The organism is Lysinibacillus sphaericus, assembly GCF_005217585.1.
GTDB lineage: Bacteria > Bacillota > Bacilli > Bacillales_A > Planococcaceae > Lysinibacillus > Lysinibacillus sphaericus.
The window spans coordinates 1,967,780-1,983,734 of the sequence record NZ_SZPT01000002.1 but is presented as its reverse complement, the minus strand read 5'-3'; the positions used below and the strand labels follow the sequence as shown (position 1 = coordinate 1,983,734).

The following is a 15,955-nucleotide window of genomic DNA, read 5'->3' as shown; positions in this document are numbered from 1 at the left end:
GTAAATTTTACAGATTTTAAGAGAAGCTTTTGAACAAGCTAGATAACATCTTGGCGCAATGACGGCTCGGTATAATTGATACGATAATTTTTAGGAGATGATTCAACAATGTTTACAGCAATATTTGGCTCAGTGGAGCAAGGAATCATCTATGCAATTATGGCACTCGGTGTTTACTTAACATTCCGTGTGTTAGACTTTCCGGATTTAACGGTTGATGGAAGCTTTGTAACAGGGGCGGCTACGGCAGCAACAATGATTCTGCTTGGCTACCACCCAATCTTAGCGACTTTAGTGGCAATTGTTGCTGGATTTATTGCAGGATGTATGACAGGAATTCTTCACACAAAAGGGAAGATTAATCCGCTATTATCAGGGATTTTAATGATGATTGCCTTGTATTCGCTTAACTTACGCATCATGGGGTTAACTGCAGAAAATACGATAGGTCGTCCGAATATTCCATTATTAAACTCTGAAACCTTGTTTTCAAAGTTTCAAACATTTTGGAGTAATTTAGGTATCGATGCGGCATTAAATAACGTATTAAAAAGCATCGGCATTCAGCAAGTACCGTCAACTTGGGGTACGTTGATTGTAGTTTTACTCATCACGATTTTAATTAAATTTATTGCGGACTGGTTCTTAAAAACAGAAGTCGGGCTAGCTATTCGAGCAACAGGTGATAATAAACGTATGATTCGTAGTTTCTCTGCGAATACAGATACGCTTATTATTCTTGGTCTTGGTCTTTCGAATGCACTTGTCGCATTTTCTGGAGCTTTAATCGCACAATATTCGAAGTTTTCGGATGTTAGTATGGGGATCGGTATGATTGTTATCGGTCTTGCTTCGGTTATTATAGGGGAAGCCATCTTTGGTACAAAAACAATTATGCGTACTACATTGGCTGTAATCGCTGGTGCTATTATTTACCGCATTATTTTAGCGTTAGCATTGCGCGTCGATTTCCTTGATTCAGGTGATATGAAACTCATTACGGCTATTATTGTTATTTTAGCACTTGTCGTTCCTCAGTTTGTCGAAAAAAACAAAGAACGAAAGCGCAAAGCAAAACGGGCAGCAGAACGTTCGCAAGTGAAAACGGTAGAGCAGGGAGGAAAAGGCCTTGCTTAAATTAGACGGTATTAATAAAATTTTTAATGAAGGTACACCCGATGAGAAAATTGCACTTGCTGAAATAAACTTACATTTAAAACCAGGCGATTTTGTTACAATTATCGGCAGTAATGGTGCGGGTAAATCTACGATGATGAATATGATTTCTGGTGCGTTAACACCAGACTTTGGTTCCGTATTAATAGACGGTAATAATGTCACAAGTTTGCCAGAATATAAACGGTCTCATTTCATTGGTCGCGTGTTTCAGGACCCAATGGCGGGAACAGCACCGACTATGACGATTGAAGAAAACTTAGCACTTGCGTATTCAAGAAACAAAAGTCGCGGTCTACGTATTGGCGTTGATAAGAAACGTCGACAATTTTTTAAGGAATCATTAGAAAAGCTAGGCTTAAACTTAGAAAGTCGCTTATCCGCAAAGGTTGGCTTGCTTTCGGGCGGTGAGCGTCAGGCATTATCACTGTTAATGGCTACGTTTACGAAGCCATCCATTCTATTGCTAGATGAGCATACCGCAGCGCTTGACCCTTCGCGTGCGGAGCTTATTACGCGTATTACGAAGCATTTAGTTGAAAAGGACAATCTTACGACGCTAATGGTCACGCACAATATGCAACAAGCATTGGATTTAGGAAACCGTCTTATTATGATGGATAAAGGTCAGATTATCTTGGAGGTCGGCGAGGATCGCAAACATGAACTGACAATTCCTGATTTAATGGCTGAATTCGAACGCATTCGCGGTGAAAAAATGAATTCTGACCGTGCATTGCTAGGTTAATGATTAAACGCCCATACATAGGTATGGGCGTTTTTTATTGTGCTAGTGAAAATTCTGAATTGTTTTGGTGCCTGTTACTTGTATTATTAAAGTTATGAAATATATTCAATAAGGAATGATTTGATGAAAAAATTTTATTTTATCCTCTTGGTAGCAGTTGCTATGGTGATTGTCTTTGTTTTAAACAATAATGAAGATAAGCAGGATCAAGTTATTTACGTTGCGACAAATGGACATGATGATAATGTTGGTACAAAATCAAAGCCATTTCGTACATTAAAAAAAGCGGCTTTAGAAGCAAGCGCCGGTACTACCGTCCTCATACGAAAAGGAAATTATCATGAAAAACTTGTCGTAAAACATAGTGGCACCAAGTCAAAACCAATTACATTTAAATCCTACAACAAGGAAAAGGTTGTCCTTAGTGGAAAGGACTTGAAGGATGTTGAAGAGGATGTAGCCTTAGTGGTGATAAATAATAAGAATTACGTGACCATCAGTGGACTAACTATCCAGGATTTATCTACTGATTTAGCAGGCGAAACAATAATGGGGATTTATGTAACAGGTTCTAGTAGCCATATTACACTAGACAATAATCATGTGCAGCGCATTGAAACCCATGCAGATGATGGGAATGGCCATGGGATTGCTATATACGGGACTGGCACAATGAAAGATATAAATATTTCAAATAATACGTTGGAAGATTTGAAACTAGGGGCAAGTGAATCTCTTGTTCTAAATGGCAATATTGACGTTTTTAAAGTAGAAAATAATATAGTTCGCCGTATTGATAATATCGGAATTGACCTAATTGGTTATGAAGGCATTTCAAATGATAAAAAAGTGGACTTTGTACGGAATGGCATCGTAAAGAATAATATAGTTTATGAAATATCCTCTTATGGCAATCCAGCTTATGGGGAAGATTATGCTGCTGGCGGAATTTATGTAGATGGTGGCAAAAATATAACCATTGAAAAGAATACCGTTTATAAAAGTGATATTGGAATAGAAGCAACTTCTGAGCATGCTAAAAAATACGCTGATAACATTAAAATAATAAACAATATTATTTATGAAAACTTTTACACTGGGATATCGATTGGTGGGTATGATGAAAATCGGGGAGGTACGATTAATTCTACTATCTCTCAAAATATTCTTTATCGAAATGACACGAAGGGGCTAGATGGGGGACAGCTATTATTACAATATGATACAAAAAACAATGTGATAGAAAGAAATGTTTTAACCGCTGGACCATCGCGGATTTTTATCTCCAACTATTTTACAGCCAATCAAAAAAATAAACTACAAAAGAATGTATTCCATAAAGAAAAAGGAGAAACGGGTATTTGGATATGGAAAGAGAAAGAATATACATCTTTTCCTAAATTTCAAAAAGCCTCAAAAAGTGATGAGAAGTCTAGCTATATAGATCCGAAATATCAAAATGCAAACAAATATGATTTTAGGTTAAAAGAGGATTCTCTTGCAAGAAAAATTGTATTTTGATTTTGTATTCTAGGACTCGTATTGTTCTTATTTGTTTTGTGGGTCTATGCTACTGTTAATAATTCCATGCTGTAATCTAGGGAGCTTCGTTATGTCAGAATTCAGAATTGTTTGAGTGCCTGGCACTTATAAAAAATAGCGTACTAGAACTATTTCTAGTGCGCTATTTTCCTTTTAGTAGCCCTCAAAGACCCTTACACGAGTAGGCCAAATAATTGGATGTCGTTATTTACTTCTTTGTAGTTGAAACCAAACTCTTTCATGCGTTTTAACAATCCTTCATAATCATCGCGATTGCCTAGCTCGATACCCACTAATGCAGGACCGCTCTCTTTATTGTTTTTCTTCGTATATTCAAAAGTTGTAATATCATCATTTGGTCCAAGGACGCTTGTTAGGAATTGACGAAGTGCACCTGCACGTTGAGGGAAACTTACGATAAAGTAGTATAGTAATCCTTCGTGAATTAAAGATTTCTCTTTAATCTCTTGCATACGCCCAATATCGTTATTACCACCACTAATAATAACTACAACAGATTTGCCTTTAATCTCTTCTTTATAACTGTCAAGAGCAGCAACTGATAATGCGCCAGCGGGTTCAGCTATAATCGCGTGTTTATTGTACAAATCTAATATGGTTGTACATACTTTTCCTTCGGGAACAAGCACGATATCGTCTAAATAACGGCGACAAACATCATAAGTGTGGTGACCGACGCATTTTACGGCAGCACCGTCAACGAATTTGTCAATCCAATCGAGTGCCACTGCGCCACCTTCTGCAAATGCAGCTTTCATACTGCCTGCACCGGCTGGCTCTACACCGATAATTTTACTGTTTGGGGAAAGGTTTTTCACATAAGCTGAAACACCTGACATTAATCCACCGCCGCCAATACTTCCGAAAACATAGTCGATTGGTTCTTCCATGTCATTCATAATTTCAACAGCAACTGTGCCTTGTCCAGCGATGACGTCAAAATCGTCGAATGGGTGGATAAAAATTTTACTTTGTTCTTCGCAGTAGGCCATTGCACTTTCAGCAGCATCATCAAACGTATCTCCTGCTAAAATAATTTCAGCGTAATCACGGCCAAACATACGCACTTGGTCGATTTTTTGTTTTGGGGTTGTTTGAGGCATGAAGATGCTCGCTTGAATTTTTAACTGTGCGCAGGCATAAGCAACACCTTGTGCATGATTTCCCGCACTGGCACAGACAACGCCGTTAATGCGTGCTTCTTCCTCGATTTTTTTAATTTTATAGTAAGCACCGCGAAGTTTAAATGAGCGAACATGCTGTAAATCCTCACGTTTGAAATAAATATTAGCTCCGTATTTCTCTGATAAATAATCGTTTTTCTGTAGTGGCGTATGCACGACTACATCTTTTAAAAAGTGATGTGCAATTAAGATATTCTCTACTTGCACTGTTTTAGTGTCAGCAACTTCCATAGTATTCATCCTCCGTTTTACGTGTAAAACATTCATCTATGATAGCATATTTTTTTCGATTTTTGTTATAAATTTTTAGTAAATTCTAAATTTTCGGTGTCCATTTTCTTATCTTATTACATGGAAGTAGCATAATTTATGATGTTCGAGAAAAAACGTCTATTGTTCGAGTTTTCTAGAAATTGAATTATCAAAAATTTTTTAAAAATGACAGAAGGAGAAACTTTCATAACGAAGAACGCCGAGCATATATTAGTTTAGGACAAGTAGGGGGTAAGCATTTGGACATTATTCATGGGATACTTTCTACATATATGCAATTTTTCGATTGGGATATGTGGAAAAAAGTATTAGCAGATCCAGTATCGTGGGGATTAATTTCATCGCTCATTGTCATTGAGGGATTACTGTCGGCAGATAATGCGCTCGTACTAGCGGTACTTGTCAAACATTTACCCGATAAGCAACGTAAACGGGCGTTAATGTATGGTATGCTAGGGGCTTATTTTTTCCGTTTTTTATTTATCGGAATTGGCGTGTATTTAGTAGAGTTTTGGTTTATTAAAGTGTTGGGAGCGTTGTATTTAGGGTGGATTAGTATTGCGCATTTTTTACAACTAGGACAAGAGGACAGTGTCAAAGAAGTAAAAAAGTCTGGAATAATGGTGCGGATATTTGGCGTATTTTGGGCTACTGTTATTTCTGTAGAGCTAATGGATATTGCGTTTTCGGTTGATTCCATTTTTGCTGCCTTTGCAATATCTGATCAGGTTTGGGTGTTATTAATAGGCGGCATGCTTGGTATATTAATGATGCGAACAATTGCAGGATTATTTTTAATTATTATCGAAAAAATTCCAGAGCTTGAGGCGACGGCATTTATCATAATTGGGATTATTGCGCTTAAAATGTTAGTGACTGTATTTGGTATATATGTACCGCATTATTTATTTTTTATTATTTTAGTCATTGCCTTTGGTTTGACGATGATTATCCATGTGTTTAATAAATTAAAAATAGCTAAATAAAAGCGGTTGTGCCTTAAAAGGTTACAACCGCTTTTTTGTATTATTTTACATAATTATCAGGGTTAACAATGTAGAACTTTTCAACATTCAGCCAGCTCTCGCTCATTGGCTCGCCGTCATCAATGCGTTTTTCTGTTTCTTGCATCATCCAACCAGTTTGAGAAGCATGCGCTTGTAAAGCCTTTACTTTATCCATCTTCATTTCACGGATGTCGATTTCGACATGTGGTTCACCATTTTTAGCAATTGTATCGTTAGCAAAGGCGCAGCCAAAAATTTGAGGTCGCGCTGCTTTAGGCATGCGACGCACAGCCTCTACAACGGCCCGTGCAGTTGCTTCATGGTCAGGATGCACCGCGAAGCCAGGAAGGAAAGTAAAAATAAGCGACGGCATTAATTCTTCAATTAAACCTTCTACAAGCTTGACCATTTTTTCGTCGTCTTCAAATTCAATTGTTTTATCGCGTAAGCCTAGCATACGTAAATCTTGAATGCCCATAGCGTCAGCAGCAGCGACAAGCTCCTTGCGGCGTATTTCTGGCAACGATTCACGCGTAGCAAATGGTGGATTTCCTAAATTACGACCCATTTCACCTAATGTTAAACAGGCATATGTAACAGGTGTATTCATCTTTTTAGTATAATAGGCAATCGTTCCAGCAACTGAAAAAGCCTCATCATCTGGGTGAGGGTAAACAATTAAAATATGACGTTGTGGTTGTAAATTCAAATAGTCGTCCCCCTTAATAAGTAAATGGCGTTTCGCTAATTTCCAGTGCTATCGCCAATTTACCTGAATAGTCTAGTCCAGCCATTAACAAACGGCCTAAATCATCTAATTCATAATGTGTAATACCTTGAGCATAAACCCAACCATGTGCCATTTTTAAACCGACACGATGTGGAGAGTCATCCACTACTTTAGCCAGTTCGTAATTAATTTTGGCATTACGAATAAAAGCCCCAGCATTAAAAAATTTTTCATCGTAGTGTGCTGCGTAAGAACCGTTTGTCGTCTCAAGATGAATATAAACGTCTTTGTTGGCGAAAGAATTCAATAATTCCTGCAACGTCTCTACTTGTACTTCTTGCATCTTAACACTCCTCTCGATTATTTCTTTATTAAGTATAGTCAAAAAAGGTCATAAAGGGAAATTGAATGTCCTTTTTATGACAAATTTATGTTGGGTTCTTTTGTGGAGTGTTTGAAAATTGGATAGAAATAGGGATTGAAAATGGCTATAATTCCCTTGCAATTTCTTTAAGCAAAATTCTTGAAAAAGTTATTGCGATGTATCAATATATAAAGTGTGAAAGCAAATTTGTACAAAAAGTGTCGTTTTATTTTGTATGCGGTTTCACAATACGAAAAGATGTTGCATATTTGACTTCTTCACACGTAGAGTGACAGTTCACCATGCAGAAGGGGAATATAAGCTAGACAAAAACGATTTCTATCTTGGTACAATAGATGACGTCCTTCTCCATCTGGTATAGGGCTGTAGCGTGCAAAGAAGACATGAAAGCTCATTATCATAGTATAGTAAAAAAGCCACAATTCTCTTTTATGACGGAGAATTGTGGTTTTTTTGCAATAATGGGAATCAAAATCAGATTGCTCTTAAAGTTTCCTAAGGTTAATCGCGGAGCGTGTGGGAGTAAGATATGTCTCTTTTAAAAACGATTAAGTTTCTTTTCAATGGATTCTAAACGATTATTAACATTTTGTAGTTGTTTACACATTTGTTTAAATTGTTGATTTTGATCTTGTGAATTGGAAGCGAGTAATTGCGCATCTTCCTCTTCCTCTTGTAACGCTAATATCGTTGCGAGGGTGGATAGTGAATACCCGAGGGTTAATACAATTGAAGCGATTACTTCCATTTTAGAAGATGTTATTTCTCCAGCTAACAAGCGTGATTCTTCAGTTGTCTCCTCAGATTTATGTTTTTTCATACGTCTCCCTCCCATATACAGCTAATATATGGCATGTGTTGTGCTACGGTATCTTGTCCGCTTTTATTATGCAAATGTAAAGTATTGTAATATTCAGATAATTTAATTGCTTTTTTTAGAAATATATTGCATTATAGTAGAAAAAAGTAATAGGGGGAATTGATGTGATAAAAGATTATAAGTTTTGTAAGGAATCAAGGGTTATGCGGACAAGTCGTGTTTTTCCGAATGATGTAAACAATCATAATACTCTTTTTGGTGGTCGTTTAATGAGCGATATTGATCAGGTCGCATCAATTTCCGCTGCTAAGCATAGTCGGAGAGATTGTGTCACTGCTTCCACCGATTCGGTCGATTTCTTACATCCGATTCGTCCTACAGATTCTGTCTATTTTGAGTCATATGTAACATGGACTGGAACTTCCTCGATGGAGGTGTTTGTGAAAGTCATCTCCGAAAATTTAAAAACAGGTGAACGTAAAGTTGCAGCCACTGCTTTATTAACCTTTGTAGCACTAGATGAACAAAATCGGCCTGCTGCAGTACCACGCGTTATACCTGAAACAGTTGAGGAAACAAAATTGCACGAGACTGCTTCTGAAAGAGCAAAAGTGCGGGCTGAGCGCAAAAAAGAAAGCAAGGCATTAGCTAGTTTTATATCCATGAATGATCCATGGGATTATCGGCTCGAACTGATGGAAAATTACATGTAAAGTGTAAATAGAGGGGAAACGCCGGTAAAAGCCAGTACTTCGCGGGTAAGCGACGAGAAAACGCTGGTAAAAGCTCATAAATCGCTGATAAGCTAGAAAAAAACGCTGGTAAACCTTTCGGCAAGCGTCTACCGATTTACGCAAAAAAGTGGCTGGGACATAAGTAGAAAAATTTAAGGAACAGAAGAAAAGTGTTCATAAATTTTTGCTATATGGAGAACATAGCTAACTTAGTTATTGTTGCTTTTGCAATAAATAATAAAAAATTAAAAGGGTTCACTAGTTGTTGGTAGCGAAGGAGGTGACTCCTGCTCAGCAAAAAAGTGTTAGATTGACCGCCATCAATCTAACACTTTTTCTCTTTTGCCCTAGCCTCTTTTTCTTTTTTACGGTTTATTAAATTTCAGTTACAGTAACTGCTGGAGCACCAAATCGAGACTTAGCACCGTGCATAACTGGTCCTACATAATCATTTAACGCCCAACCATGTGCGATGGCAGCCGATACAAATTCTTTTGCTTCAATTACAGCTTCTTTGACAGATAGTCCATTGGCAAGATTAGCTGTCACAGAAGCAGCGAATGTACAGCCTGCACCGTGGTTAAACGTAGAAGCGACTTTTTCTGATTCTAATAAGTAGAATGTTGCACCATCAAAAAATAAGTCTGTTGCTTTTTCAGTTGCTAATGCTTTTCCGCCTTTAATGACAACTGCTTTTGCACCTAGTTCATGAATTTTTTTGGCCGCTGTTTTCATCTCATCAATTGACTTTGGTGTACCTGTACCAGCTAATTGTCCAGCTTCAAAAAGGTTTGGTGTTGTCACGGCAGCAAGCGGTAGCAAGTGCTGAATCATAGCGTCAGTGTTGCCAGGGTTTAAAACCTCGTCATCCCCTTTGCATACCATAACAGGATCAATCACAACATTTGAAGTACCAGACTTGGCGATTGCCTCACCAGCTATACGAATAATCTCCTCAGTTGAAAGCATTCCTGTTTTTACTGCATCAATGCCTGTTGATAATGCTGTATCAATTTGTTTTTGAAGAAGCTCTGTTGGCAATGGCGTTACATTATGTGTCCATCCATTTGGATCCATTGTCACAACTACTGTTAATGCCACCATCCCGTATGTGCCATGTTCTTGGAAAGTTTTAAGGTCGGCTTGCATGCCTGCGCCGCCAGATGTATCTGAACCTGCGATTGTTAAAGTTTTTTTAAGAGCCATGTGAAAGATCTCCTTCATGAAAGAATAGTTTAATCTACCGTTTAGTATAGTCTTAATCTGATTCTGTAAAAATAGTCAGAAATCAATATTTTTATATGGTCAGTATCAATTGAAACTTGAATAACACGTTATTTTTTTGTACCGTTGTAAATAAAAGAAAGGGGCATTTCAATGAAAGAAGTATTCCCAAATGATTGGCAAACAATACTAGCAGAAGAATTAGAAAAACCATATTATCAACGTTTACGTCAATTTGTGGCCCATGAATATTCGACACAGACCATTTATCCACCAATGCATGATGTTATGAATGCATTTTATTGCACAGCTTATCATGATGTAAAAGTGGTAATCTTAGGACAAGACCCGTACCATGGACCGAATCAAGCGCATGGTCTAAGCTTTTCTGTAAAGCCCAATGTCCCACATCCACCAAGCTTACGCAATATGCTACAGGAATTACAAGATGATATTGGTTGTCCAATACCACAGCATGGCACCTTGACGAAATGGGCGGAGCAGGGTGTAATGCTTTTAAATACAGTGCTGACAGTAAGAGCAGGACAAGCTCACTCCCATAAGGAGCAAGGCTGGGAACAGTTTACGGATACGGTTATTGATAAACTTGCAGCACGACAAAAACCAATCATCTTTGTGCTATGGGGCAAGCCTGCGCAGCGTAAAAAGCAAATAATTCATCAGTACGCAACCCCACATGTCATCTTAGAAGCGCCACATCCGAGTCCATTAAGTGCATATAGAGGCTTTTTTGGTAGCAAACCGTATTCACAAGTCAATGCACAATTACTGGCGTGGGGAGAGCAACCGATTGATTGGTGTTTAGTATAAAGTGGCACAAATCGTTTGCTTTATACACTAGAAAAATCATGGTACAGTTTATAATAGAAGAAAGAGGGGCACAGCGATGCAGGTAAATTGTTTTAAATGTCAATATTTCAAAGTAACGTGGGACCCGCAAACACCGCGTGCTTGTGTGGCATATAGCTTTAAAACGAAGCAAATGCCATCAGTTGTTGTTAAACAATCGTCTGGTATGAACTGCCTAAAATTCGTGCCAAAAGCAGAAGGTGAGAGAGCGCAATGATATCATATGAAGCTGTCATACAGCAGCTTGAAAAACAATTAGCTAGTGTAAAAAATGCAACGAATGAACAGCAAATGCGTGAAGCACTGACAGCTATTCGGGCATTATGCGATGTAGTGCTGGATTTACCTATTGAAACTTCCAATGTTCAGTCAAAACCTATACCGCAAATGTTAGCTACTGAACAAAAGCCATCCAATTTATATACCGCAAAAATCCAACATGATGATGGTGCAAATGGTGATTCAATCTTTGATTTTTAATTAGTGCTGGCAACATTAGACTAAAAAATTGAGTATTAGAAAAAAGGTAGGGTAAATAACGATGAAAAAATTTATTGTCACAGGTGCACTTCATGGCTTTTTAGCAGTGGCACTAGGTGCATTTGGTGCACATGCATTAAAAGATGTTGTAGATGAATACGGTCTTAGCATTTGGGAAACAGCTGTGCAATACCAAATGTTCCATGCTACAGGTCTGCTAGTCATCGGTCTTTTAATGAGCTCTAAATTACTAGGTGAGGTAAAACAATTAAAGTTAGCAGGTATTTTCTTTAATTTAGGTATTGTTTTTTTTGCAGGAAGTTTATATGTGTTAGCGGTAAGTGGCATTAAAGTATTAGGGGCAATTACACCAATTGGTGGTGTGTTATTTTTAGCTGGTTGGGTGCTAATTATCGTTAGTGCGTTAAAACATGCAAAATGATAAATGAATTTTTCCTCACAGTTATTTGTATAAAAAATATGTAACGAGGGTATGTCCCTAAACTTTAAAATAGTATGCTAGGTAAACTGGCATACTATTTTTTTATCAATAGAACGTCTTTCCACAATAGAAACAGCATTTTCATTATATTAATTCCTATTGTTTTTGTAAGGATTTGTAGGGTACACTAGTATTACTAAAAAAAGGAACGACAGTAGAAAGCGAGGTTAATGGTATATGGAAAAATTATTTACGTTATTGGATGATGGCTATGAGGAGATGGTAGCAATTCGTCGTCATCTACATCAGTATCCGGAAATATCTTTTGAAGAAGTGGAAACACCTGCATACATAGCAGCTTTTCATAGAGCGTTAGGGCATGAAGTACGGGAACAAGTAGGTGGACGAGGCGTTGTGGCAACGTTACGCGGTGCAAAGACAGGACAAACAGTAGCGTTACGTGCTGATTTTGATGCATTAGCTATTCAAGAAGAAAATGATGTGCCTTATAAATCATTAATCGACGGTAAAATGCATGCATGTGGACATGATGGACATACAGCTACTTTACTTGGGTTGGCTAAAGCGCTTAATGCAATGAAGGATGACCTAGTAGGTAATGTTGTGTTTATTCATCAACATGCGGAGGAAGTTGCACCAGGCGGGGCAAAGCCGATGATTGAAGATGGTTGCCTAGATGGGGTCGATGTAATCTTTGGGACACATTTATGGGCTCCAACACCACTTGGGGATATTTTAGTAAGAGAGGGAGCGATAATGGCAGCCGCCGATAAAGCAGAAATTCTTATTCAAGGAAAAGGAGGCCATGGTGCAGAACCACACCATTCCATTGATGCGGTTGTACTAGCCTCTCAATTTGTTATCAATGCCCAGCAATTAGTCGCTCGACGAATAGATCCATTAAAATCAGCAGTTTTGACAATTGGGCATTTTGAAGCCATTAATCCATTTAATGTTATTGCAGAACGAGTGGCATTAACTGGTACAGTACGAACTTTTGAGGAGCAGGTGCGTACACAAATGGAACAAGAGCTTGAAGCAGTCTTAAAAGCTACTTGTCTTGCCTTCGGAGCAAGTTATGAATATCGTTATACAAGAGGATATCCTCCTGTCTATAATCATGCAAATGAAACCCAATTTGTTGCCCAGCTTGCGGCAGAAATTCCAGGGGTGGAAAATGTCATTACATGTCCGCCGTTTATGATTGGGGAGGATTTTGCATATTATCTTGAACAAGTGCCTGGTGCGTTTTTCTTTACAGGTGCCAAAAAGCCAGAATGGCAAACAGCCTATCCACATCATCATGCCCGCTTTGATTTTGATGAACGTGCAATGCTCATTGCAGCAAAAACATTAGGAAAAGCGACTTTACAATATTTACAAAAAACATCAGAAGAAAATGAATAGTTGCTGGTAGTTGTAGAATCGGATAACAACTGCGCGGCAAAAAAGTGTTAGATTGATTGCGTCAATCTAACACTTTTTCTTTTTTTCTAACCTCATTTCAGTTATGGATTTTGATTGAAATAAGACATTTCCTCATCGTATTCAGCAAAATCAAAGTAAATCATTGGGAATAAAAAACGATGATTCGATTTGATTTCTCGTAAAATAACGTGATCCCGACCCGCAGCTTCTACAACACCTCGTACAGTCTTGGTATTTTTCCCTTGCTCAACAGCATGTTCGAAGGAAAAGTGGAAAGTACCAGGTTTTCCTCGATTCAAACGTAAGATGTTTTCAATATACGATTCCTCACGTCCAGGTGGCCGTCCGCTTGGAAGCGTCACTGGAGGAGGCGTCATTTGTTGCTGTGTTGTCGGTGTCCAATAGTAAGGCATCATAAGTATCAACCTTCTTTCATTTAAATTTGAGGGCAATCTTCTTCCGTTGGAGAGAAGAAGCAATGCGATTTGAAACGTCCTGTATTCCACTGTCCATACCATTGTGCAGGGCAGTCACCCGCAGGTCGGAAAAACCACAGAGAGCGGGTAGCCGGATGAAATCTTTCACCTTCAATAACCCTTTTTGCTAATCGAAGATCTTGTTCACGTGCCCGTTGATAAAAATAACTTTTTGTTGTTGCTTCAAACCCCCCTGGTCGTTGATAAACCATTTGTTCCAGTGTTCGAATATCACCAAAATCTAGACAATCTGCTCGTACACGATTGACGCCAACATTGCCGACCATCAGCATGCCTAATTCACCTTCGCCTTCAGCTTCCGCACGCATAAGCCTTGCAAGCAAAGCTGTTTGTGCATCATTCGTCTTTATTACAGCGATTTTCAAACCTCCTCGCAAACAGTATATGCATGAAGGTATTGTAGACATGTTCAATTTTGATAAGAAAGAAATTCACAAATCAAAATGATGAAGCATATATTAGTAATAACGGGGGAGTCCGTCAATAAAAGGTGGTTTTACGATAGTTACTATATTCAATGGGGTAAAGATAAAATAAACATTACATTAGGGGATTATAAGAGAAAATTGCATGTGTATGAATACATGTGAGGTGACGAGAGATGGAGAAAGGTGTTTGGGTTGCAATTTTAGTAAGTGCAGTGCTCGCATTTTTGCTTGGGAATATCTATGGTCAACCCCTCCATTGGTATCTTTTTATAGTAATAATCTTGGTAGGTTTTTTCATAAATACGATTATTATTATTTTAAAAGTGAAGGATGAAAGCTCTTAATGCTTTACGTAATGTCCCATTCATAAGAGGCTGGTACAAAAGAGAAAAAGTGTTAAATTGATGGCAGTCAATCTAACACTTTTTTGCTGCGCCGTTGTTGTCCGCTTCGGTGGTGCTTTCCGCTCAGCACAGTAAGCCGCAACCCTCGCTATCGCGCGGAATGCCCGCGTCTTACGTTCTGTGCTGTCCCGCAGGAGTCACCGCCTCCGCTACCAACAACTAGTGAACACTTCTAATTTTTTATTTATTGCAAAAGCAAGAATAGCTAAGTGTGCTAAGTCTCCATATACCAAAAATTTATGAATCCCTTTCCTCTGCTCCTTAATTTTTTTTAGTTTTGTCCCAGCCTCAGTACAATTAACAAGAAGATGTATTTGTTCTTCCCACTTGAATAATGCGATAAAATTTTTATTATCTTTTTGCGAAAAAATGTGAAAAAACTTATGATTTGCAAGTATATTGAAAATGCATTGTGACATACTAAAGTGAAACTGATTATTGTTTTTATAAAAAGGAGTAGTACAATGCGTATTTTCGGTATGTTTGTAGCCATTATCGCAAGTGCATTTATGGCTGTTGGAATTGCTGAGTATTATGATCAGCCATATGATTGGTATTTAGTATTTTTCATGATTCTTATTGGATTTTTTATTCATACCATTATTTTAATAGTAGAATCTGAATACAGTGAGGAAAATGAAGTATAAAAAATGCGAGCCCATTCGATATGGACTCGCGTTTTTTTATTTAACTGATAGGAAATTAACCAATTTTTCGTTATCAAGTAGGTTACCGACGAAAAATTCACCGAACTCACCGTAACGAGCAGAAACTTCGTCAAAACGCATTTCATAAACGAGTTTTTTGAACTGTAATACGTCATCTGCAAATAATGTAACGCCCCATTCGTGGTCATCAAAACCTACAGAACCAGTGATAATTTGTTTTACTTTACCAGCATAGCCGCGACCAATCATACCGTGAGAACGCATTAATGACTTACGCTCGTCCATTGATAGCATATACCAGTTATCATTCCCTTGGCGACGCTTGTCCATTGGGTAGAAGCAAACATACTTAGAACGAGGTAGTTCCGGGTATAGTCGTGCACGGACATGTGGATTTTGGTATGGGTCTTCGTTTGATTCGCCAGCTAAGTAGTTTGAAAGCTCAACAACAGATACATAAGAATATGTAGGAATAGTAAAATCAGCAATAGCTAATTTATTAAATTCCGCTTCCAGCTCTTGTAATTCATCCATTGTTTCGCGTAATGTCATAATCATAAAGTCGGCCTTTTGACCAACAATCGCGTAGAAAGCATGAGCACCTGTTTTAGCAACATCTGCTTCATTTAACTTTTCTAAATAAGCAATAAATTCTTCAACTGCTGCTTGACGTTCTTCTGCGGACACAAGTTTCCAAGAAGCCCAGTCAATTGAGCGGAAATCATGTAAAGCGTACCAACCGTCTAATGTAATTGCTGCTTCATTCATTATGCAAAGCACTCCTTTATAAGTGAAAATCATTCTTAATTTAGTTTATCATAGTTTGTACAAAATCCCTAAATTCATGACTGATTTTCACCAATTTGACACCAT

General features: G+C 38.1%; 19 protein-coding genes. 11 read left to right on the top strand and 8 right to left on the bottom strand.

What is annotated here, in order from left to right:
* Positions 1–108: 108 nt before the first annotated feature.
* The 3 genes from FC748_RS14905 (at position 109) to FC748_RS14895 (ending at position 3,445) form a co-directional block, all read left to right on the top strand.
* Positions 109–1,137 (top strand): ABC transporter permease, encoded by a 1,029-nt coding sequence (locus FC748_RS14905; RefSeq protein WP_024362821.1) that lies wholly within the window; start codon positions 109–111, stop codon positions 1,135–1,137.
* Complete coding sequence (locus FC748_RS14900; RefSeq protein ID WP_108030637.1) at positions 1,130–1,924, top strand: ABC transporter ATP-binding protein; 795 nt, start codon at positions 1,130–1,132, stop codon at positions 1,922–1,924. Before FC748_RS14905 ends, FC748_RS14900 begins: the two co-directional genes overlap by 8 nt.
* Positions 1,925–2,047: 123 nt before the next feature.
* The gene (locus FC748_RS14895) at positions 2,048–3,445 is read left to right on the top strand and encodes a right-handed parallel beta-helix repeat-containing protein (protein ID WP_108030636.1); all 1,398 of its coding nucleotides are present in this window, start codon (positions 2,048–2,050) and stop codon (positions 3,443–3,445) included.
* A 194-nt stretch (positions 3,446–3,639) separates the two neighbouring features.
* Here the strand turns inward: FC748_RS14895 and ilvA are convergent, their stop codons facing one another.
* The gene (ilvA, locus tag FC748_RS14890) at positions 3,640–4,902 is read right to left on the bottom strand and encodes a threonine ammonia-lyase IlvA (RefSeq protein WP_024362824.1); all 1,263 of its coding nucleotides are present in this window, start codon (positions 4,900–4,902) and stop codon (positions 3,640–3,642) included.
* 281 nt (positions 4,903–5,183) lie between these two features.
* Here ilvA and FC748_RS14885 point away from each other — a divergent pair, with 281 nt between their 5' ends.
* Complete coding sequence (locus FC748_RS14885) at positions 5,184–5,930, top strand: MeeY/MeeF family manganese export membrane protein (protein ID WP_025218555.1); 747 nt, start codon at positions 5,184–5,186, stop codon at positions 5,928–5,930.
* A 40-nt stretch (positions 5,931–5,970) separates the two neighbouring features.
* Here FC748_RS14885 and bshB2 read toward each other — a convergent pair whose 3' ends face one another.
* The 3 genes from bshB2 to FC748_RS14870 form a co-directional block, all read right to left on the bottom strand.
* The gene (gene bshB2, locus FC748_RS14880; RefSeq protein ID WP_024362826.1) at positions 5,971–6,660 is read right to left on the bottom strand and encodes a bacillithiol biosynthesis deacetylase BshB2; all 690 of its coding nucleotides are present in this window, start codon (positions 6,658–6,660) and stop codon (positions 5,971–5,973) included.
* A 13-nt stretch (positions 6,661–6,673) separates the two neighbouring features.
* Entirely contained in the window at positions 6,674–7,024 is a 351-nt protein-coding gene (locus tag FC748_RS14875) for a YojF family protein (RefSeq protein WP_024362827.1), read from the bottom strand.
* Positions 7,025–7,604: 580 nt separating this feature from the next.
* Entirely contained in the window at positions 7,605–7,886 is a 282-nt protein-coding gene (locus tag FC748_RS14870) for a hypothetical protein (RefSeq protein ID WP_024362828.1), read from the bottom strand.
* A 164-nt stretch (positions 7,887–8,050) separates the two neighbouring features.
* On the opposite strand from FC748_RS14870, the gene FC748_RS14865 reads away from it, so the two are divergent.
* A complete protein-coding gene (locus tag FC748_RS14865; RefSeq protein ID WP_024362829.1) occupies positions 8,051–8,599 on the top strand; it encodes an acyl-CoA thioesterase in 549 nt (182 codons plus the stop codon).
* 396 nt (positions 8,600–8,995) lie between these two features.
* On the opposite strand, the gene thiD is transcribed toward FC748_RS14865, so the two are convergent.
* A complete protein-coding gene (gene thiD / locus FC748_RS14860; protein WP_024362830.1) occupies positions 8,996–9,826 on the bottom strand; it encodes a bifunctional hydroxymethylpyrimidine kinase/phosphomethylpyrimidine kinase in 831 nt (276 codons plus the stop codon).
* A 171-nt stretch (positions 9,827–9,997) separates the two neighbouring features.
* On the opposite strand from thiD, the gene FC748_RS14855 reads away from it, so the two are divergent.
* The 5 genes from FC748_RS14855 (at position 9,998) to FC748_RS14835 (ending at position 13,064) form a co-directional block, all read left to right on the top strand.
* Positions 9,998–10,675: a uracil-DNA glycosylase gene (locus FC748_RS14855; RefSeq protein ID WP_024362831.1), complete on the top strand. Its 678-nt coding sequence runs from the start codon at positions 9,998–10,000 to the stop codon at positions 10,673–10,675.
* Between the two features lie 76 nt (positions 10,676–10,751).
* The gene (locus FC748_RS14850; protein WP_108030635.1) at positions 10,752–10,931 is read left to right on the top strand and encodes a uracil-DNA glycosylase; all 180 of its coding nucleotides are present in this window, start codon (positions 10,752–10,754) and stop codon (positions 10,929–10,931) included.
* Positions 10,928–11,194 carry a YwdI family protein gene (locus FC748_RS14845; RefSeq protein WP_024362833.1) on the top strand — a complete coding sequence of 89 codons (267 nt, stop codon included), beginning with the start codon at positions 10,928–10,930 and terminating at the stop codon, positions 11,192–11,194. The genes FC748_RS14850 and FC748_RS14845 overlap by 4 nt, the downstream gene beginning before the upstream one ends.
* A 61-nt stretch (positions 11,195–11,255) precedes the next feature.
* On the top strand, positions 11,256–11,636 hold the full coding sequence (locus FC748_RS14840; RefSeq protein ID WP_024362834.1) for a DUF423 domain-containing protein: 381 nt from the start codon (positions 11,256–11,258) through the stop codon (positions 11,634–11,636).
* Positions 11,637–11,873: 237 nt separating this feature from the next.
* Complete coding sequence (locus tag FC748_RS14835) at positions 11,874–13,064, top strand: amidohydrolase (RefSeq protein WP_024362835.1); 1,191 nt, start codon at positions 11,874–11,876, stop codon at positions 13,062–13,064.
* Positions 13,065–13,165: 101 nt separating this feature from the next.
* Here the strand turns inward: FC748_RS14835 and gerQ are convergent, their stop codons facing one another.
* Together gerQ and FC748_RS14825 are read right to left on the bottom strand one after the other, a co-directional pair.
* On the bottom strand, positions 13,166–13,501 hold the full coding sequence (gene gerQ / locus FC748_RS14830) for a spore coat protein GerQ (RefSeq protein WP_024362836.1): 336 nt from the start codon (positions 13,499–13,501) through the stop codon (positions 13,166–13,168).
* Positions 13,502–13,521: 20 nt separating this feature from the next.
* Entirely contained in the window at positions 13,522–13,890 is a 369-nt protein-coding gene (locus tag FC748_RS14825) for a cell wall hydrolase (RefSeq protein ID WP_370510652.1), read from the bottom strand.
* Positions 13,891–14,878: 988 nt separating this feature from the next.
* On the opposite strand from FC748_RS14825, the gene FC748_RS14820 reads away from it, so the two are divergent.
* The gene (locus tag FC748_RS14820; RefSeq protein ID WP_025218558.1) at positions 14,879–15,061 is read left to right on the top strand and encodes a hypothetical protein; all 183 of its coding nucleotides are present in this window, start codon (positions 14,879–14,881) and stop codon (positions 15,059–15,061) included.
* Between the two features lie 36 nt (positions 15,062–15,097).
* Here FC748_RS14820 and hemQ read toward each other — a convergent pair whose 3' ends face one another.
* Entirely contained in the window at positions 15,098–15,850 is a 753-nt protein-coding gene (gene hemQ / locus FC748_RS14815) for a hydrogen peroxide-dependent heme synthase (RefSeq protein ID WP_024362841.1), read from the bottom strand.
* Positions 15,851–15,955: the final 105 nt, after the last annotated feature.